The sequence below is a fragment of the Cellulomonas sp. P5_C5 genome (assembly GCF_054049655.1).
Genome location: NZ_JBFULY010000020.1, coordinates 1 through 17,626, shown reverse-complemented (window position 1 = coordinate 17,626; position 17,626 = coordinate 1). Strand labels below are relative to the sequence as shown.

19 protein-coding genes, 1 tRNA gene and 1 other RNA gene are annotated in these 17,626 nt (G+C 73.1%); 9 read left to right on the top strand and 12 right to left on the bottom strand.

From position 1 onward, the window contains the following. Positions 1-27 precede the first annotated feature (27 nt). Positions 28-759, bottom strand: coding sequence for a hypothetical protein (locus ACXJKF_RS15475; RefSeq protein WP_456788601.1), 732 nt, complete (start codon positions 757-759; stop codon positions 28-30). A 111-nt stretch (positions 760-870) separates the two neighbouring features. Here ACXJKF_RS15475 and ACXJKF_RS15470 point away from each other — a divergent pair, with 111 nt between their 5' ends. Next, positions 871-1,410, top strand: a complete 540-nt coding sequence (locus tag ACXJKF_RS15470; protein WP_456788600.1) for a tyrosine-type recombinase/integrase — start codon at positions 871-873, stop codon at positions 1,408-1,410. Between the two features lie 74 nt (positions 1,411-1,484). On the opposite strand, the gene rnpB is transcribed toward ACXJKF_RS15470, so the two are convergent. Together rnpB and ACXJKF_RS15460 are read right to left on the bottom strand one after the other, a co-directional pair. After that, positions 1,485-1,866, bottom strand: an RNA gene (rnpB, locus tag ACXJKF_RS15465) — RNase P RNA component class A. A gap of 31 nt (positions 1,867-1,897) precedes the next feature. Further along, positions 1,898-2,329: a hypothetical protein gene (locus ACXJKF_RS15460; RefSeq protein ID WP_456788599.1), complete on the bottom strand. Its 432-nt coding sequence runs from the start codon at positions 2,327-2,329 to the stop codon at positions 1,898-1,900. Between the two features lie 90 nt (positions 2,330-2,419). On the opposite strand from ACXJKF_RS15460, the gene ACXJKF_RS15455 reads away from it, so the two are divergent. Further along, positions 2,420-2,710 (top strand): LuxR C-terminal-related transcriptional regulator, encoded by a 291-nt coding sequence (locus ACXJKF_RS15455; protein WP_456788598.1) that lies wholly within the window; start codon positions 2,420-2,422, stop codon positions 2,708-2,710. On the opposite strand, the gene ACXJKF_RS15450 is transcribed toward ACXJKF_RS15455, so the two are convergent. Next, the gene (locus tag ACXJKF_RS15450; protein WP_456788597.1) at positions 2,692-3,075 is read right to left on the bottom strand and encodes a tautomerase family protein; all 384 of its coding nucleotides are present in this window, start codon (positions 3,073-3,075) and stop codon (positions 2,692-2,694) included. The genes ACXJKF_RS15455 and ACXJKF_RS15450 overlap by 19 nt on opposite strands. A gap of 48 nt (positions 3,076-3,123) precedes the next feature. On the opposite strand from ACXJKF_RS15450, the gene ACXJKF_RS15445 reads away from it, so the two are divergent. Beyond that, complete coding sequence (locus ACXJKF_RS15445; RefSeq protein ID WP_456788596.1) at positions 3,124-3,903, top strand: YaaA family protein; 780 nt, start codon at positions 3,124-3,126, stop codon at positions 3,901-3,903. A gap of 1 nt (position 3,904) precedes the next feature. Beyond that, positions 3,905-5,074: an SLC13 family permease gene (locus tag ACXJKF_RS15440; protein WP_456788595.1), complete on the top strand. Its 1,170-nt coding sequence runs from the start codon at positions 3,905-3,907 to the stop codon at positions 5,072-5,074. 4 nt (positions 5,075-5,078) lie between these two features. On the opposite strand, the gene ACXJKF_RS15435 is transcribed toward ACXJKF_RS15440, so the two are convergent. The 7 genes from ACXJKF_RS15435 to ACXJKF_RS15405 all read right to left on the bottom strand — a co-directional run bounded on the left by ACXJKF_RS15435 (position 5,079) and on the right by ACXJKF_RS15405 (position 9,848). Next, positions 5,079-5,834, bottom strand: a complete 756-nt coding sequence (locus ACXJKF_RS15435) for a histidine phosphatase family protein (RefSeq protein ID WP_456788594.1) — start codon at positions 5,832-5,834, stop codon at positions 5,079-5,081. A 43-nt stretch (positions 5,835-5,877) separates the two neighbouring features. Continuing rightward, positions 5,878-6,624: a zinc ribbon domain-containing protein gene (locus tag ACXJKF_RS15430; RefSeq protein WP_456788593.1), complete on the bottom strand. Its 747-nt coding sequence runs from the start codon at positions 6,622-6,624 to the stop codon at positions 5,878-5,880. Between the two features lie 38 nt (positions 6,625-6,662). Next, complete coding sequence (locus tag ACXJKF_RS15425) at positions 6,663-7,832, bottom strand: Nif3-like dinuclear metal center hexameric protein (protein ID WP_456788592.1); 1,170 nt, start codon at positions 7,830-7,832, stop codon at positions 6,663-6,665. A 10-nt stretch (positions 7,833-7,842) separates the two neighbouring features. Further along, the gene (locus ACXJKF_RS15420; protein ID WP_456788591.1) at positions 7,843-8,715 is read right to left on the bottom strand and encodes an MOSC domain-containing protein; all 873 of its coding nucleotides are present in this window, start codon (positions 8,713-8,715) and stop codon (positions 7,843-7,845) included. Between the two features lie 50 nt (positions 8,716-8,765). Beyond that, positions 8,766-8,839: transfer RNA gene (locus tag ACXJKF_RS15415), tRNA-Val, on the bottom strand. 59 nt (positions 8,840-8,898) lie between these two features. Further along, entirely contained in the window at positions 8,899-9,378 is a 480-nt protein-coding gene (locus ACXJKF_RS15410; RefSeq protein WP_456788590.1) for a peroxiredoxin, read from the bottom strand. Positions 9,379-9,425: 47 nt separating this feature from the next. After that, positions 9,426-9,848 (bottom strand): DUF3052 domain-containing protein, encoded by a 423-nt coding sequence (locus ACXJKF_RS15405; RefSeq protein ID WP_456788589.1) that lies wholly within the window; start codon positions 9,846-9,848, stop codon positions 9,426-9,428. Between the two features lie 345 nt (positions 9,849-10,193). On the opposite strand from ACXJKF_RS15405, the gene aceE reads away from it, so the two are divergent. Then, on the top strand, positions 10,194-12,938 hold the full coding sequence (gene aceE / locus ACXJKF_RS15400) for a pyruvate dehydrogenase (acetyl-transferring), homodimeric type (RefSeq protein WP_456788588.1): 2,745 nt from the start codon (positions 10,194-10,196) through the stop codon (positions 12,936-12,938). A gap of 62 nt (positions 12,939-13,000) precedes the next feature. Here aceE and ACXJKF_RS15395 read toward each other — a convergent pair whose 3' ends face one another. Further along, positions 13,001-13,687 (bottom strand): hypothetical protein, encoded by a 687-nt coding sequence (locus ACXJKF_RS15395; protein WP_456788587.1) that lies wholly within the window; start codon positions 13,685-13,687, stop codon positions 13,001-13,003. Positions 13,688-13,821: 134 nt separating this feature from the next. Between ACXJKF_RS15395 and ACXJKF_RS15390 the strand changes: the two genes are divergently transcribed. The 4 genes from ACXJKF_RS15390 to ACXJKF_RS15375 all read left to right on the top strand — a co-directional run bounded on the left by ACXJKF_RS15390 (position 13,822) and on the right by ACXJKF_RS15375 (position 17,536). Then, complete coding sequence (locus ACXJKF_RS15390; RefSeq protein WP_456788586.1) at positions 13,822-15,123, top strand: PucR family transcriptional regulator; 1,302 nt, start codon at positions 13,822-13,824, stop codon at positions 15,121-15,123. Between the two features lie 111 nt (positions 15,124-15,234). Next, on the top strand, positions 15,235-16,212 hold the full coding sequence (locus ACXJKF_RS15385) for an ACP S-malonyltransferase (RefSeq protein ID WP_456788585.1): 978 nt from the start codon (positions 15,235-15,237) through the stop codon (positions 16,210-16,212). After that, positions 16,209-17,213, top strand: coding sequence for a beta-ketoacyl-ACP synthase III (locus ACXJKF_RS15380; protein ID WP_456788584.1), 1,005 nt, complete (start codon positions 16,209-16,211; stop codon positions 17,211-17,213). Before ACXJKF_RS15385 ends, ACXJKF_RS15380 begins: the two co-directional genes overlap by 4 nt. 74 nt (positions 17,214-17,287) lie before the next feature. After that, entirely contained in the window at positions 17,288-17,536 is a 249-nt protein-coding gene (locus ACXJKF_RS15375; RefSeq protein ID WP_456788583.1) for an acyl carrier protein, read from the top strand. Positions 17,537-17,626 lie beyond the last annotated feature (90 nt).

Genomic DNA, 17,626 nt, shown 5'->3' with positions numbered 1-17,626 from the left:
TCCCCGCGGATCAGGCAGGCGCAATGCTCACGGCAGGACGTAGTACGCGACGCCCTCGTACAGCCAGTTCGCGTCCGTGGTCCGCAGCTGGCGGGACTCGGCAGCGTTCGCGGTGAAGTGGTGCTGACCGAACCGCGGGCTCCAGAACCGGTACATCGGCACGGACCCGGTCACCGGCACCGCGGACGCGCAGTACGCCACGCCCTCGTAGGTCCAGTCGGGGTCGGTGGCGATGATGTTCTGCTTCTCGTCGGCGCTGGCCGTGTAGAAGTGGTGCAGGTACCGGGCCGAGTAGAACCGGAACACCGGCGTCGCCCCCGGGCAGTCTCCGCCGACGGGCTGCCACGCCGCGAACGCCCGGCCCTCGTCGACCCAGCTCGGGTCCGTGGCGTTGATCCTGTCCCGCTCGAGCGTGTTCAGCGTGAAGAGGTGCGCGTTGCTGAGCGTGGGGTTCCAGAACCGGTACACCGGGGTCGACCCGAGCGCGGGAGGCGCCGAGACCGGGCGGTGCGGCAGCGCCTCGCAGGCGATCCCGTCGCCGTCCGCGTCGAGCCGGTCCGGGTCCCCGATCTGCCCGTCGAGGTGGTCCTGCGCGTCCTCCTGGTACGCGAAGTCGGCGCAGTCGACGTCCACGGCGGACGCGGCGGTGCCGGGGAGGACGACGGCCGCGGTCGACGCGACGACGAGCAGGACACGGGCGAGGCGCTTGATCACCCTGGTGCAACGGGGGTTGGTGGTCTGGGGCTCGGTGGTGCTCATGGTCGTGCCCTTCGGGGTCGGTGGTCCCGAGGGCGAGCCCCGGAGCGTTCATCGTCTGCGACGAAAAGAGGTTCGGGCTGGGACCAAGGGCCCAGGTGCCGATGCCCGGTGATGCCGGACCGCTGGGCATCGCCTGCACGGCGCTTCCGGTCGTCAGTCAGTCGTCGTCATTCACTCCGGGAGTTCGCCCGTTGTGAGGACCCGCTGGTGCCTCTCCGACCAGTACTCCTGCCGGGCACCACGTGGCCACGACCTGGGCCCGCCACGCCTGGGAGGGAGTGGACCAGGCGCACGCTTGCGGCGTACACCAGGCCCACGCCCACCAGTGCGGTTCACGTGGCGGCGCACCCGGCCGCCTCTCCCCCGGCCGACCGGGACGCTCTGGTGCTCACCAACGAGTTGGGCGCGCCGATCCGCCGGACCAGCCTGTGGAAGGTCTGGCAGGACACCATCGGACGGGCGGGCGTGGAGCCTTTCACGTGCCACGGCCTGCGGCACCACGACGACTCGTTGCTGATCCGTCACGAGGAGTCGGTCAACGTCGTCCAGGAGCGGCTGGGGCACGCCACGGCGGCCGAGACCCTGGACACCTACGGCCACCTCTGGCCGGACTCGGACGACCGCACGCGGGAGGCCGTGGACGCGGCCTGAGGCCTGGCTGGTGCTGATCTTCTGCGGACCGAGGTCGACGGCACAAAGCGTTTCGCGGGTCAGCGAAAGACGTGCGGATGAGTCAGTCGATACGCCGGGTTCTGTCCTCGCGCGCGGTTGCCCGCACTGCGCGAGTGGCGGCCATCCCTCTACGACGTACGTTGCCGTACGCCTCCAGCGGCCTACCCGGGAGCTCGGGCGAGCAGCCCTCGAACGCTCCCTGTCTGACCTTGCTCCGGGTGGGGTTTACCGAGCCGCACCGGTCGCCCGGCACGCTGGTGGTCTCTTACACCACCGTTTCACCCTTACCCGACCGGCGGACCGGTCGGGCGGTCTGTTCTCTGTGGCACTGTCCCGCGGGTCACCCCGGGTGGGTGTTACCCACCACCCTGCTCTGCGGAGCCCGGACGTTCCTCGGCGAGCCCGAGGGCTCGACGCGGCCGCCTGACTGACTCATCCGCGCCGACAGCCTAGTCGCCCMGCCGGGTCAGGGGCACCGACCGGTCAGCGTGAAGCGGGTGTCCGCGGCGGAGTCGTCCGCGGCGGCGCCGGAGCCGGAGGCGTCCACGTCGCCGCCGTCGCCGATCTGCACGTCGGAGATGGTGCCCTCGAAGCCGTCGTCGCCGGTCACGACGAGGCTGCCCTTGCCGCCGGCGACCGCGACGGTCACGGTGGCGCCGTCGCCCGTGAAGGTGACGGTCAGGTTCGCGTCGTCCGGGTTCTCGCAGGTCGATGCCGTGCCGGTGACGGAGAGCCTCCCGTCAGCGGTGGTGAGCGAGAACTGACCGCCGCCGCCGTCGTCCGTCGACGAGGACGTGCCCGACGGTGCGGAGGCGTCGTCCCCGCTGTCGCCGCATGCCGCGAGCGTCGTCGCGAGGACCGCTGTCAGGACGAGAGTGCCGACCGGGAGACGACGCATGACCTGCTCCTCGCACTGCGGGATCCGATGTCTGGGACCCTACTCCGCGACGTCACCMATCCCCCCGGGCCGCGGCACCGAACCAGGGGCATGGACACCACACACGCACTGACCCGGCGCGAGCGAGTGATCCTCGCGCACCTGGCCCTGCCCCTGACCCTGAGCGAGATCGCCGGGTCCCTCTTCGTGACCCGCAACACCGTGAAGTCGCAGGTCCGCTCCATCTACCTGAAGCTCGAGGTCGCCGACCGGGAGTCGGCGCTGTCGGTCGGTCGGCGCCTGGGCCTGGTGCCCGCCGACCTGGGGATGCCCGAGGTCGAGCAGACGCGACCGCGGTCGACCGAGGTGCCTCAGCCCGCCGTTCAGACGTCCACGCGGTAGGTCAGGGACAGCTCGTCGCCGGAGACGCCGCGGATCCCCCAGTTCTCCGGTGGGCTCTCGATGATGATGATCTCGAGGTCGTCGTCGGAGAGCCCGAGGGTGGGTGCGACGTCGTCGTAGAACGCTGCGATCAGGGCACGGCGGGTCTCGCGCGAGCGCCCCGTGAAGCAGAGGATCTCGATCACGAGGTAGTCCTTGCTGCGGGGCGCCACCAGGTCGTCGGCGTCGAGGAGCAGGAAGCGGTGGAACCGCTTGTCCTCGGGGAGTCCCCAGGTGCCGGTGATCGCCCGGTGGACCGCGTCCGACACCGATCCTCGACGGTCCGCCCAGACGTCGCGTCGGCCGTAGATCTTCACGTGCGCCATCGGGTCCTCCTCGCGCTGCACCGTCGCGCGGGAGCCTACAGTTCAGGCGTGCTCGTGCTCCTGCCGCCCTCCGAGGGCAAGACGCCGCCGCGCGCCCGCGGCCCCCAGCTCGACCTCGAGAGCCTGTCGTCGCCCGGCCTGCTCCCCGTGCGGGAGCAGGTGCTGGACGCGCTCATCGAGGTCAGTGCGTCGACCGACGCCATGCGGGTGCTGGGCGTCGGAKCCAGCCTCGATGCCGAGATCGCGCGGAACGTGCATCTGCGCAGCGCCCCGACGCGCGAGGCGAAGCACGTGTACTCGGGCGTGCTCTACGCCGCCGCGGGCCTGGACCGGCTCACCCCCACGGGGCGTGCGCGCGCGGCGGAGAGCGTGCGGATCGTCTCCGGGCTCTGGGGGCTCGTCGCACCGGACGACCTGATCCCCGCGTACCGCCTGTCGATGGGCACGCACCTGCCGGGCATCGGGTCGCTGCCTGGCGCGTGGCGCGGTGCGCTCGAGGTCGAGCTCGGGKGGCGTGCCGACGGTGAGCTGGTGGTCGACTGCCGGTCCGCGACGTACCTCGCCGCGTGGCACCCGCCACGGTCGGCCGACTGGGTGCAGGTCCGTGTCCTGCGCGAGCTCGACGGGAAGCGGTCGGTCGTCTCGCACAACGCCAAGCACACCCGCGGCGTGCTCACCCGCCACCTGCTGACCCGGCGCGGTCACGCGCCGCAGGACGCCGACGCGCTGGCCCGGGTGGCCGGTGAGCTCGTCGGCTCGGCCCTGCTCGCCGTCGAGCTCGGTCCGCCGACGCGAGGTGCGCGGACGCTCGAGCTCGTCGTGGCCTGAGGTGGCGCGCCGTCGGCACGTGCCGTGGTGGCTCGTCGCGGTCGTCGTGACCGTGCTCGTGCTGGTCACGGGCGCACTCCCCGCCGACGACGCCAGGGCGCTCGCCGAGCGGACCCTGCCCGTCCTGGTCTTCGTCGCGGCCCTGACCGTCGTCGCCGAGATGTGCGCGGGAGCTGGCCTGTTCGACGCCGCCGCAGGGCTGGCGTCCCGGGTGGCGGGCGGGCGGCGCTGGGTGCTGTGGGCGCTCGTCGTCGTGCTGGCCACCGTGAGCACGGCCGTCCTGTCGCTCGACACGACCGCCGTGCTGCTGACCCCGGTCGTGATCGCCCTGGCCCGGCACACGCGCACGCCGCCCCTGCCGTTCGCGCTCGCGGTGCTGGCGCTCGCCAACACGGCGTCGCTGGTCCTGCCGGTCTCCAACCTCACCAACCTGCTGGCCGACCACCTGCTGCGCGCGGACGGCGTCGGCTACCTCGGCCTGATGTGGGCGCCGGCGCTGGCGTCGATCCTGGTGACGGTGGCGGTGCTGGCGGTGCGTGACCGTCGGTCGCTGGGCGGCGCCTACGACCCGGGTCCGCCGCACGTCGTGCGCGACCGGACCCTGCTCGTCGTGTGCGCAGTCGCGGTCGGCGTGCTCGCGGTCGCGTTCGTCGTCGGCGCCCCGACCGCACCCACCGCGATCGTCGTGGCCGTCGTGCTGCTCTCCGTGACGCTCGCCCGGCACCAGAAGCTCCCCGTGGCGGCACGCGACCTGGTCCCCTGGCGGACGTTGCTCGTGGTCCTCGGTCTGTTCGTCGTGGTCGCGACCGCCCACGCCCAGGGGCTCGGCACGCTCCTCGCGCACGCGGCCGGCACCGGCAACGGGCCCGGTGCGCTGCTGCAGGTGGCCGCGACGGGCGCGCTCGCGTCGAACGCGATGAACAACCTGCCCGCCTACCTCGCGCTCGAGCCGGCCGCCGGCACCGACCCGCTGCGGCTCGCCGCGCTGCTCATCGGCACCGGCGTCGGGCCGCTGGTCACGCCGTGGGGCTCGCTGGCGACCGTCCTGTGGTGGCACCGGTGCCGCACGGTGATGCTCGACGTGCCGGCCCGCACGATCGTGCGTCAGGGGCTGCTGCTCGCCCCGCTGACGGTGGTGGCGGCCACGCTCGCGCTCGTCGCCACCAGCTGACGGGTCAGGTCGACCAGCCCTCGCTCGGCACGCCGACCACGGCGATCTCGTCGCGACGGTCCGCGAAGAGCCGCACGATGCTCACCGACGCGGGCGCGACCCGCAGCTGGCTCCACGACGACGGTTGCGCGCCCATCGTCACCCCGAGCGCGGCCCGGATGGAGACGGCGTGGCTGACGACGACGACCGTGCGGTCCACCCCCTCGGCCAGCAACCGGTCCAGGCCGCTCTGCAGCCGACGCCCGACGTCCTCGATCGACTCGCCGCCCGGCGGCCGCACGTCGGCCTTGGTGTGCCACGGCTCCAGCTGGCCGGGCCACCGCTCCTCGATCTGCTCGGCGGTCAGCCCCTGCCACTCGCCGAAGTTCGCCTCCTGGAACGTGTCGTCCGTGCGCACCTGCAGCCCGAGCCGCTCGGCGATGATCGCGCTGGTCTGCTGCGTGCGGACCATGGGTGAGGCGATGATCTCGCTCGGGTACGGGATGTCGCCCCAGAGGTCACGACCGACGCGGTCGACGAGGTCGGCGGCGTCGCGCGCCTGCCGCAGACCGGTCTCGTCGAGGGGCGGTCCGGGCTCGCCTGACCCGGAGTACCCGCGCGAGACGGTCATCGTCGTCTGGCCGTGCCGGACGAGGACCACGGTGACGGGCTGCTCCTCGTCGAACCGGACGCCAGCCCCGGACGGTCGCGGTGCCCTCTTCGGCGGGGAGCCCGCAGGGTCGGCGGCCGTGGTGTCCCGTGGTTCAGCGGCGTCGCTCACGACTCGCAGTCTGTCGCTGTCCCGCCGGACGCGCGACCCCGGCTCAGCCCTTCGCGGGCTCGGGGAGGCGGACCAGGATGCGACCGCACTCCTCGCAGCGTGCGACCTGGTCCTCGGGCGACTTGACGATCGCCTCGACGTCGAGCGGGTTGAGCTCGAGCCGGCAGCTCTCGCACCGGCGCCCGCGCAGCGCTCCGGCGCCCTTGCCGCCCAGCTGGGCACGCAGGCGCTCGTAGAGCGTGACCAGCGCACCGTCCAGGCCGTCGACGGCCGTCGCGCGCTCGGCACGGACCGTCTCCGCCTCGGCGTCGAGCGCCACGTAGGCCGCGTCGCGCTCCGCCTCGACCCCGGAGCGCTTCTCGGCGAGCGACTCGTGCGCGGTGGTGACCTCGGCGAGCGCCGTCTCGTGAGCCTCGAGCCGCTCCATCACATCGAGCTCGACCTCCTCGAGCTCGCCCTGGCGCCGCCCGAGGGTGACCAGCTCGCTCTGCAGGGCCTGGAGGTCCTTGGGGCTGCCGGTACCGGAGTCCAGCCGGGCCTGGTCCCGCGCGGCGCGCACCCGCACCTGCTCGACGTCCGCCTCCGCCTTGCGCAGCTCCCGCTGGAGGTCGCTGACGGCCGTCTGCGACGTCACCAGCGCGGTGTGCAGGTCGGTGACCTGCGAGTCCAGCTCGGCCAGCCGCGCGAGCTCCGGCAGGGTGCGCTTCTTGTGGGCGATCTGGTCCAGGCGGGTGTCGAGAGCCTGGACGTCGAGCAGTCGGCGCTGGTCCGCTGCGGGTGCAGTCGTCACGGGTGTCCTTCCGGCGGTGCTATGGGTATCAGAGAGGTTCAGGCGGTTCCCGGGCTCGCGGCGCGTCCCGTCCACGGGTCGGTGCTCACCGTGCTGACGCGGGTCTCCACCGTAGTGCCCGCGGCGGCGGCGTCCTGCTCCAGGGCACGGGCCGCGTGGGCGAGCCACGGCCACTCGGAGGCGAAGTGCGCGACGTCGACCAGGAACGGGGTGGCCGAGCCCTCGTGCTCGGCCCGCTCGCGCACCTCGGACGTCGGGTGGTGGCGCAGGTCCGCAGTCACGTAGGCGTCGACGCCCGACGCTCGGACCGCGTCGAAGAACGAGTCGCCCGACCCGCCGACGACGGCGACGCGCTCGACGCGACCGTCGGGATCGCCGGCGAACCGTACGCCCTGCGCGGTCGCGGGCAGCGCAGCTGCGACGGTGTCCGCGAACGCCCGCAATGTCGTCGGCTCCCCCAGCGTCCCGACGCGGCCGGTTCCGGTGGCGCCGGGCCACGTGGCGAGCTCGAGCACGTCGAAGGCCGGCTCCTCGTACGGGTGGGCGGCCCGCATCGCGGCGACGACCGACGAGCGCAGCCGGCGCGGGGCCACCATCTCGACCCGTGCCTCGACCACGCGCGACGCCTCACCGGCGGACCCGACCGTGGGGGACGCCGCGTCGGACGGGGTGAACGTGCCCTCGCCGGTCGAGGTCCACGCGCACCGCGTGTACTCGCCGATCGCTCCCGCGCCCGCGGCCGCGAGGGCGTCGACCAGGCGTTCGGCGTCCGCGACGGGGACGAACACGACGTGCTTGTCCAGGGCCTGCGCGGGAGCGGGGTCCAGCGGCACGGTGCCGACGAGTCCGAGCGCGGCGGCCAGGGCGTCGTTGACTCCGCCGGCGGCCGCGTCCGCGTTGGTGTGCGCGGTGAACAGGGCGGTGCCGGAGCGCACGAGCCGGTGCAGGAGGGCGCCCTTGAACGTGGTGGCCGCGATCGAGTGCACCGGCCGCAGGAGGAGCGGGTGGTGCGTCACGACGAGGTCCGCGCCCCAGGCGGTCGCCTCCTCGACGACCGCAGCGACCGGGTCGACCGCGAACAGCACGCGGCCGACKGGCTGTGCCGGGTCGCCGGTGACCAGGCCGACCGCGTCCCAGGACTCGGCGGTGGACGGCGGGTAGCGGCGCTCGAGCAGCCGAACGACGTCCGCCAGCACCGGTGAGCTCACCTGCCGCACGCTACCGGTCCGTGGTCTCGACGCGGTCGCCGACCGTGACGACGCCGCCCCGCACCGGCACCATCTGGATCCCGAACCACACCTCGCCGTCGCGCCGCCGGTGCCGCGCCAACGACGCGAGCGGTTCCTTCCCCTTGACCTGCGTGTCCGGGTCGATCGTCGTCAGGACGCACCGCCCGCAGTGGTCGGCGAACCTCAGCTCGACGTCCCCGACCACGAGCGTGGCCCAGCCGTCCTCGACGAACGGCTCGAGGTCGCCGTCCACCACGAGGTTGGGGCGGAACCGGCGCATGTCGAGGGCGGCGCGGGGCGGCGGCGCGGGGTCGCCCTTCTCGACGGCACGGGCGACCCGTTCGTCGTGCAGCTCGGCCGCCCACGCGTCGAGGCGGCGCAGCGACGCCGTCGACGTGACGTGCACCGGTCCGGTGTCCGTGAGGGCGAGCGGGTCCGCGAGCGTCCCGCCGTGCTTCTCCGCCATCCCCCGGCGCGCCGGGTCGTCGAGCCAGACGAGCGTCGCGCGCTGCCCGAGCAGCTCCGAGACCCACGCGTCGGCCTCGTCGCCCGCACGGGTCGCGGTGTCGAGGCGCTTCAGCTGCACAGGAAGGTCGGGCGGCCCCGGGGGCTCGGTCACGTCGAGCGTCGGCAGGCCGTCGGCGACGAGCCGGACCCCGCCGTCGTACGGCGTCGCCCGGGCGGCGAGCATGCGCGGGTGGCTGCGAGCGGTGAGCGTCGAGCCGTGCTCGTCGACGACCATCCACCGGCGGTCGCCCCGCGGGCCCGCGATCTCGAGCTCCATCGACGTCGTCGGGGTGCCGGCGAGGGACTTCACCGGGAAGACGGTGAGCGCCGAGACGACGAGGGCTGGCTCCGACATGCTCGGACCCTAACAACCGCGGTGGTCAGGTGAGCGGGACGACGTCGCGGTGGGCCCGGCCGGTTTCGAACCGGCGACCTCCGCGGTGTAAGCGCGGCGCTCTGACCAGCTGAGCTACAGGCCCCAGAGCCGCCCGGCGTGCGGGCGGCTCGACGGTCGCCAGGATACCGGCGAGCGCCGTCGTCAGGCGGCGAGGTCCGCCAGCGCGGCACGGTACGCGGAGAAGTCGCGAGCCCGCCCCGGAGGGTTGACCAGGCTCCACCGCAGCACGCCCTCGGCGTCCACCAGGAAGCTCCCGCGKACGGCGAAGCCCCGGGACTCGTCGAAGACGCCGTACGCGCGGGCCACCTCGCCGTGCGGCYAGAAGTCGGAGAGCAGGTCGAAGGCGAAGCCCTCCTGCGCCGCCCACGCCCGCAGCGAGTGGCCGGGGTCGCACGAGACGACCACGACGTGGACGCCGGCCTCCTCGAACTCCTTGATGTTGTCCCGGAGCTCGCACAGCTCACCGGTGCAGGTGCCCGAGAACGCGAACGGCACGAAGACGATGACCGCCGGACCGCCGCGCAACCCGCTCAGGGTCACGGGGGTGCCGTGCGTGTCAGGGAGCGAGAACTCCGGGGCGGGTGCGCCGATCGGGGGCGTCGTGCGGGCGGTGGCGTCCATGGCGCGGACTGTAACAACGACCGCCGTGCCGTGCGACGTGCCAGAGCTCAGCGGCCGCGGCCGCGAGCGCCCAGCCGGGTGGCGGACCAGTCCGGTGCGATCGAGAAGGTGCTCATCGCGTGCAGCCCGGAGGTCGTGGCCGCCTCCTCGATGTCACTGTGGGACACGTGCCCGGAGCGGCCGGCCTTCGGCGTGAGGACCCAGATGGGACCGCCGTCGTCCAGCACGGTCATGGCGTCGACCAGCGCGTCGGTGAGGTCCCCGTCGCCGTCCCGGAACCAGATGACGGCGCCGTCGGTGACGTCGTCGTACTCCTCGTCGACCAGCTCCGTGCCGGTGATCGTCTCCAGGCTGGTACGCAGCTCGTCGTCGACGTCGTCGTCGTARCCGAACTCCTGGACCACCTGCCCCGAGGTGAATCCCAAGCGGGCGGCCGTCTGCGACGCGCCTTCGTCCGCGGTGGATGACACGTCCGGACCGCTCCCTCCGTCTCGGCGACCCCGTCCGGGGAGCGCCTGCTCATTGCCGCACACGCTAGCCCACCGCACCCGGGCGGGCGCACGCAAGACCTGCACGGATGATGGTGTCGCGCGGTCGGGCGACCCGGGCAGGCCCTCGGCGGGAGCGACTGTCATGGACGTCACGTGGCGGTTCCTGGTACTCGGTGTGACTTTCGGGCCTGCGGGGTCAGAGAATGGGTCGACTACCCGCACCCGACGTCGCCGCCCACACCGGCGCGCGCCCTGGGGTTCGGGCCAGATGCGCCGCCGATGCCGACCGGGCTCGTGCGCGCGGACGAGAGGCAAGGAGCGCTGGTGGCTTCGATCGACGAGACAGGACCGCTCATCGGTGGCCTGCTCAGCCAGGTGCCGGACATCGATCCGGACGAGACCGGCGAGTGGGTGGAGTCCCTCGACGGACTCATCGACGAGAAGGGCGGGCCTCGCGCGCGCTACGTGCTGCTGAGCATGCTGCGGCACGCGCGACAGCGGAACGTGGCCATCCCGGCCTCGCTCAACACCCCGTACGTCAACACCATCGCGGTGCACGACGAGCCCTACTTCCCGGGCGACGAGGCTCTGGAACGTCGCTACCGCTCCTGGATCCGCTGGAACGCCGCGGTGATGGTCACGCGGGCGCAGCGGCCCGGCGTCGGCGTCGGGGGGCACATCTCCTCCTACGCCTCCGTCGCGACGCTCACCGAGGTGGGCCTCAACCACTTCTTCCGCGGCAAGGACCACCCGGGCGGCGGGGACCAGGTCTACTTCCAGGGCCATGCCTCCCCCGGCGTCTACGCCCGCGCCTACCTCGAGGGTCGGCTGTCCGCCCACCAGCTCGACGGCTTCCGCCAGGAGCTGTCGCACCCCGGTGGCGGCCTGCCGTCGTACCCGCACCCGCGCCTCGCGCCGGACCTGTGGGAGTTCCCGACGGTGTCGATGGGCCTCGGCCCGGCCGGTGCGATCTACCAGGCGTGGACCAACCGGTACCTGCACCTGCGCGGTATCAAGGACACCAGCCAGCAGGACGTCTGGGCGTTCCTCGGCGACGGCGAGATGGACGAGCCCGAGTCGCGCGGCATGCTGCAGCTGGCCGGCCAGCAGGGTCTGGACAACCTGACGTTCGTCGTCAACTGCAACCTGCAGCGGCTCGACGGCCCGGTCCGCGGCAACGGCAAGATCATCCAGGAGCTCGAGGCGCAGTTCCGCGGCGCCGGCTGGAACGTCATCAAGGTGATCTGGGGCCGCGAGTGGGACGCCCTGCTCAACGCCGACAAGGACCGCGCGCTCGTCAACCTGATGAACACGACGCCCGACGGTGACTTCCAGACGTACCGCGCCGAGAACGGCGCCTTCATCCGCGAGCACTTCTTCGGCCGCGACCCGCGGACCAAGCAGCTCGTCGAGAAGATGTCCGACGACGAGATCTGGGCGCTCAAGCGCGGCGGCCACGACTACCGCAAGATCTACGCCGCCTACAAGGCCGCCCGCGAGCACACGGGGCAGCCGACGGTCATCCTGGCCCACACCATCAAGGGCTACGGCCTGGGCTCCGGGTTCGCGGGGCGCAACGCCACGCACCAGATGAAGAAGCTCAAGTCGGACGACCTGAAGACGCTGCGCGACTCGCTGCACATCCCGATCACGGACGAGCAGATCGACGAGAACCCGTACGTCCCGCCGTACTACCACCCGGGCGCCGAGGACGAGGGCATCCAGTACCTGCTCGAGCGTCGCCGCCAGCTCGGTGGCTTCGTGCCCGAGCGGCGCACGACGCACAAGCCGCTCGCGCTGCCCGCGGACAAGGTCTACGACGGCCTGGCCAAGGGTTCGGGGCACCAGGAGGTCGCCACGACGATGGCGCTCGTGCGCCTGTTCAAGGACCTGGTGCGGGACAAGGAGTTCGGTCACCGCCTGGTGCMGATCATCCCCGACGAGGCCCGCACGTTCGGCCTGGACTCGATCTTCCCGAGCGCCAAGATCTTCAACACGAACGGCCAGAACTACATGGCCGTGGACCGCGAGCTCATGCTCTCCTACAAGGAGTCCGAGTCCGGCCAGATCATGCACACGGGCATCAACGAGGCCGGGTCCGCCTCGGCGTTCCAGGCCGTCGGCACGTCCTACGCGACGCACGGCGAGCCGCTGATCCCGTTCTACTTCTACTACTCGATGTTCGGGTTCCAGCGCACCGGCGACCAGTTCTGGGCCGCCGGGGACCAGATGGCGCGCGGGTTCCTCATCGGTGCCACCGCCGGCCGCACCACCCTCACGGGTGAGGGCCTGCAGCACGCCGACGGCCACTCGCCGCTGCTGGCCGGGACCATGTCCCACGTCGTGCACTACGACCCGGCGTACGGGTACGAGATCCGGCACATCGTCAAGGACGGCATCGACCGGATGTACGGCGAGGGTCACGACCGTGACCGCGACGTCATCTACTACCTCACCGTCTACAACGAGCCGATGCAGCAGCCCGCCGAGCCCGAGGGCGTCGACGTCGAGGGCATCCTGCGCGGTATCCACCTCGTCGCACCGGCCGAGGGTGACGGGCCGCGCGCCCAGATCCTGGCGTCGGGCGTCGCGGTGCCGTGGGCGCTCGAGGCGAAGAAGCTGCTGGCCGAGGACTGGGGTGTCCAGGCTGCGGTGTGGTCGGTGACCAGCTGGAACGAGCTGCGTCGCGACGGCCTCGCCGCGGACCAGCACGCCTACCTCCACCCCGGCGAGGAGGAGCGGGTGCCGTACCTGACGGCGAAGCTCCAGGGAGCCGAGGGCCCGTTCGTCGCGACGACGGACTTCGACCACCTCGTCGCCGATCAGGTGCGCGCGTGGATCCCCRGGACGTACGCCACGCTGGGCGCCGACGGCTTCGGCTTCTCGGACACCCGCGCGGCGGCCCGTCGGCACTTCAAGATCGACGGCCCGTCGACGGTGGTGCGCGTCCTCCAGCAGCTCGCGCGCTCCGGTGCGGTGGCCCCCGAGGCGCCCGCGCAGGCGATCGAGCGCTACCGCCTGTACGACGTCACTGCCGGCACGTCCGGCAACACCGGCGGCGACAGCTGATCTGACGCAGGTACGGCGAAGGCCCGGACTCCCTCGGGAGCCGGGCCTTCGTCGTCGGTGCGTCAGGTGCCGGGGATCGTCTGCTCGGCGTGCGCGACGTCGCGGGCGAGCTCGCCCTTGAGGTCGGCGACCGCCCGCTGGTTCGGGTAGAGGTCGAGGGCGGCGATGTGCTGCTTGGCCTCAAGCGGTCGCCCGGCCTCGATGGAGGCGAGCACCAGCTGGCGGGCGACCTCCGGGTCGTGCTCGCGGGGCCGCCAGTGCCCGACCCCGAGTCCGAGGGCGTCCACCGGCAGGCCGGCCTGGCGCAGCAGGGCGAGAGCCTCGACGAGCGCCTTGCCCGACGGGTCCCGCTCCGCGGCCGTGGTCAGCCGTCGCAACGTGCCCTCGTGGTCGTCGTGCACCGACAGGCGGGCGACCTCGATGAGCGCGTACCAGGCGCGCGGGTTCCCGGCGAGCTCCTCGCCGAGCGCCCACACCGCCAGGTCGGCGGCGCGCTGCCGCTCCGTGTCGGTGGTCTCCGCGGAGAGCGGGTCGTGGTCCGGACTTGCCTCGGCGGCCCGGCGACGGACGATCTCCGCGAGGGCCACGAAGGCGCGCTCGTTGTTCGGGTCGTCGCTGAGCATCGAGCGCAGCGCGTCCTCGTGGAGCGTGTCACCGCGCCGCGCAGCCTTGGTCGGTCGGCGCGCGCCGACCCGCGAGGCCGAGGACGGCCGTCGCATGAGCTGACGCAAACGGGGCAGAAGAGCCATGACGCGACCCTATCCGCTGGGGACGAACCACACCTTGTCGACGACGTACCTCACACTCCCCGCGCTCCGCCACGCGGGTCGTCCCGGACCTGCTTTTGTCGACTTCCCACAAGGCCGGACCCTATGCTCGGCCCATGTCCAGCACGCTCGGCGGGAAGGGCTCCGCCCCCGCCCCCACGGCCCCCCAGCCGGACCCGTCGCCGACCACGACGCGTCCGCGGCGCTCGGCGCAGGCACGCCTGCGCGCCCCCGTGCTCGAGGCGCGCGGCGGCCCCGAGACCCAGCGCCGGGTGCGCGACAGCGCCGGCCTGCTGTCCGCTGCGGCCATGCGTCGGCTCGACGACGACCTCGAGTGGTACCGCGCGCTGCCGGCGGAGGACCGCTCGTGGGTGGGTCTCGTGGCCCAGGCGGGCATCACGGCGTTCGTCACCTGGTTCGCCGAGCCCACCCGCCCGCCGCACGGGGTCGGCGACATCTTCGCCGCCGCGCCACCGGAGCTCACGCGGTCCATCTCGCTGCAGCACACGCTCCAGCTGGTGCGCGTCGTCGTGGACGTGGTCGAGACCCACAGCGACCGCCTCGCAGCCCCGGGCGACGAGCGCGAGGTCCGCGAGGCCGTCCTGCGCTACTCCCGGGAGGTCGCGTTCTCCGCGGCCGAGGTCTACGCGCGCGCCGCCGAGGTCCGCGGCGCCTGGGACGCCCGGCTCGAGGCTCTCGTCGTCGACGCCCTCGTGCGCGGCGACGTCGACGACGCCCTGCGCTCCCGGATCGCCGCGCTCGGGTGGAGCGGACGGGGATCCACGCTGGTCATGGTGGGGACGACGACGTCCGCGCTCGACGACGTCCGCGCCGCCGAGCTCCGGCGCGCGACCCGCCGTGCGGCGGACGACGCCCTGGTCGGCATCCAGGGCGACCGGCTCGTGGTGTTCCTGGGCGGCGAGGGCGACCTGCTGGCGGCGGCCGGCACGCTCCTGCCCCGGTTCGGCCCCGGGCCCGTGGTGATCGGACCGGTGGTCGGTGACCTGACCGACTCCGCACGCTCCGCCCGGGCCGCGCTGTCCGGGCTCCTCGCGGCTCCCGCATGGGAGCAGGCTCCGCGCCCGGTGCAGGCGGACGAGCTCCTGCCCGAGCGCGTGCTCATCGGGGACGTCACCGCGCGCCGGACGCTCGTCGCGCAGGCCTACGCGCCGCTGGCGGCCAGCCCGGGGTCCCTGCTGGAGACCGTGTCGGCCTACCTGGGCACCGGGCGATCGCTCGAGGCGGCCGCACGGACGCTGTACGTGCACCCCAACACCGTGCGCTACCGCCTGCGCCGGGTGGCCGACGTGACGGGCTGGGACCCGCTCGACGCCCGCGAGTCGTACGTGCTGCAGACGGCGCTGGCGCTCGGCCGGCTCGATGCCGTCGAGCCGGCGCCCGCGGTCGGCGCCCGCTGACCGATGCACGTCGACGCGCCCGGCGCGTTGTAGGAGTCGCACAAGGGCGTCCGAGAAGGTTGGTGCACGCCGTGAGCCAGGCCGACCCCGTCGGCCAGGCAGAGTGGTCGGGTGCTCGTCGTCGTCTGCCCCGGTCAGGGCGCCCAGTCCCCCGGCATGCTCGCCCCGTGGCTCGAGCTGCCGTCCGTCGCCGAGTCGATCGCGCGGGCCTCCCGCACGACCGGCCTCGATCTCGTCGCCCACGGCACCACCTCGGACGCCGACACCATCCGGGACACCGCCGTGGCGCAGCCGCTGCTCGTGGCGTCCGCGCTGGCGACCGTGCGGGCCGTCCTCGACCTGAGCGCCGACGACGCCCTCGACATCGCCGCGCAGCGGGTGGTCGGCGCGACGGCAGGGCACTCCGTCGGCGAGCTCGCCGCGGCGGCCATCGCCGGCGTCCTCACCGACGACGAGGCCCTGCGCCTCGTGACGGTGCGCGGTGCCGCGATGGCCCGTGCCGCGGCAGCGACCCCGACCGGCATGTGCGCGGTCCTCGGTGGCGACCCCGACGAGGTGCTGGCCGCACTGGCCGAGCACCGCCTGGTGCCGGCGAACGTGAACGGCGGCGGTCAGGTGGTCGCGGCGGGCACGCTCGACGCCCTCGCCGCGTTCGCCGCCGCTCCCCCGGCACGCACCCGGGTCGTCGCGCTGCAGGTGGCGGGCGCGTTCCACACCGAGCACATGGCACCGGCCGTCGCGGAGCTGCGTGCCGCGGCCGACGACGTCACCCCGGGCGAGCCGATGGTCCCGCTGCTGACCAACTCCGACGGCACCGTCACCGCGTCCGGCGCACGGGCGCTCGAGCTCATCGTCGCGCAGGTGGCCAACCCCGTCCGCTGGGACCTGTGCCAGTCCACGCTGCAGGCGCTCGGGGTCACCGGGCTGCTCGAGGTGGCCCCCGGAGGGGTGCTCACCGGCCTGGCCCGGCGTACGCTGCCCGGGGTCGAGACGGTCGCCGTCAAGACCCCCGCCGACCTGGACGCCGCGCGTGACCTCGTCCGTCGGCACGCCGGATCCCCCGAGAGCCACCAGGAGAAGTCGTCGTGACCCGTCCCACTCTCACGCAGGCCACCGGCCCGGCCCACACCCGCATCCTGGGCATCGGGGGCGTCCGCGGCGAGCGGGTCGTCCCCAACGACGAGCTGGTCGGCCCCATCGACTCCTCCGACGAGTGGATCCGTCAGCGGACCGGCATCGTGACGCGCCGCCGCGCCGAGGCGGGCACCGACGTGCTCGACCTCGCGGAGGGCGCTGCGCGCGCAGCGCTGGAGAACGCCGGCCTCACGGGCGCCGACATCGACGCCGTGATCCTGTCGACGGTCACCTACTTCCACCAGACGCCCGCCGCAGCGGCGATCATCGCTGACCGCATCGGTGCCACCCCGGCGGCCGCGTTCGACATCTCCGCCGCGTGCGCCGGGTACTGCTACGGCATCGGGCAGGCCGACGCGCTGGTCCGTGCGGGCACCGCCCGCAACGTGCTGGTGATCGGCGCCGAGAAGATGAGCGAGCTCGTCGACCCGACCGACCGGTCGATCTCGTTCCTGCTGGGCGACGGCGCCGGAGCGGTCGTCATCGGCCCCTCCGACACCCCCGGCATCGGCCCGACCATCTGGGGCTCCGACGGAAGCCAGGCGCAGGCGATCCGCCAGACGCACTCGTGGCTCGCCACGCGGGACGAGGGTCTCGGCTGGCCCACGCTGCGCCAGGAGGGCCAGAGCGTCTACAAGTGGGCCGTCTGGCAGATGGCCCCCGTGGCGCAGAAGGCGCTCGACGCCGCCGGGGTGACGGCCGACGAGATCGAGGCCTTCATCCCCCACCAGGCGAACATGCGGATCATCGACCAGATGATCAAGACCCTCAAGCTCCCCGACACGGTCGTCGTCGCCCGCGACATCGCGGAGACCGGCAACACGTCGGCCGCGTCGATCCMGCTGGCGACCGAGCGGCTGCTGCGCGAGGGTCAGGTGAGCAGCGGTGCGCTCGCCCTGCAGATCGGCTTCGGAGCCGGTCTGGTCTACGCGGCGCAGGTCGTCGTCCTGCCCTGAAACCCCTGAGGTACGACCCCGGTTGTACCGTTCGTCCGACCCCACACCGCAGAAACAGACACGAGGAGAAACCGATGGCGTACAGCGAGCAGGAGATCCTGGCCGGCCTGGCCGAGATCGTCAGCGAGGAGACCGGTCTGCCCACGGACTCCGTCCTGCCCGAGAAGTCCTTCACCGACGACCTCGACATCGACTCGCTGTCGATGATGACGATCGTCACGCTCGCCGAGGAKAAGTTCGACGTGCGCATCCCCGACGACGAGGTCAAGAACCTCGCCACCGTCGGCGACGCCGTCACGTTCATCACGGGCGCGCAGGCCTGATCCTGCGCGACCGCGTCGGTCCCGGGCCCCTGCGCCGGGGACCGACCACCCTCTTGCAGCCGACCGCCGACCTGGAGCACCGATGAGCCA

Bases quoted from the DNA above. Each gene is read 5' to 3' on its own strand.
- ACXJKF_RS15475 (WP_456788601.1), bottom strand. From the start codon at position 759: ATGAGCACCACCGAGCCCCAGACCACCAACCCCCGTTGCACCAGGGTG.
- ACXJKF_RS15470 (WP_456788600.1), top strand. From the start codon at position 871: ATGCCGGACCGCTGGGCATCGCCTGCACGGCGCTTCCGGTCGTCAGTC.
- ACXJKF_RS15460 (WP_456788599.1), bottom strand. From the start codon at position 2,329: ATGCGTCGTCTCCCGGTCGGCACTCTCGTCCTGACAGCGGTCCTCGCG.
- ACXJKF_RS15455 (WP_456788598.1), top strand. From the start codon at position 2,420: ATGGACACCACACACGCACTGACCCGGCGCGAGCGAGTGATCCTCGCG.
- ACXJKF_RS15450 (WP_456788597.1), bottom strand. From the start codon at position 3,075: ATGGCGCACGTGAAGATCTACGGCCGACGCGACGTCTGGGCGGACCGT.
- ACXJKF_RS15420 (WP_456788591.1), bottom strand. From the start codon at position 8,715: ATGTCGGAGCCAGCCCTCGTCGTCTCGGCGCTCACCGTCTTCCCGGTG.
- ACXJKF_RS15395 (WP_456788587.1), bottom strand. From the start codon at position 13,687: ATGGCTCTTCTGCCCCGTTTGCGTCAGCTCATGCGACGGCCGTCCTCG.
- ACXJKF_RS15390 (WP_456788586.1), top strand. From the start codon at position 13,822: ATGTCCAGCACGCTCGGCGGGAAGGGCTCCGCCCCCGCCCCCACGGCC.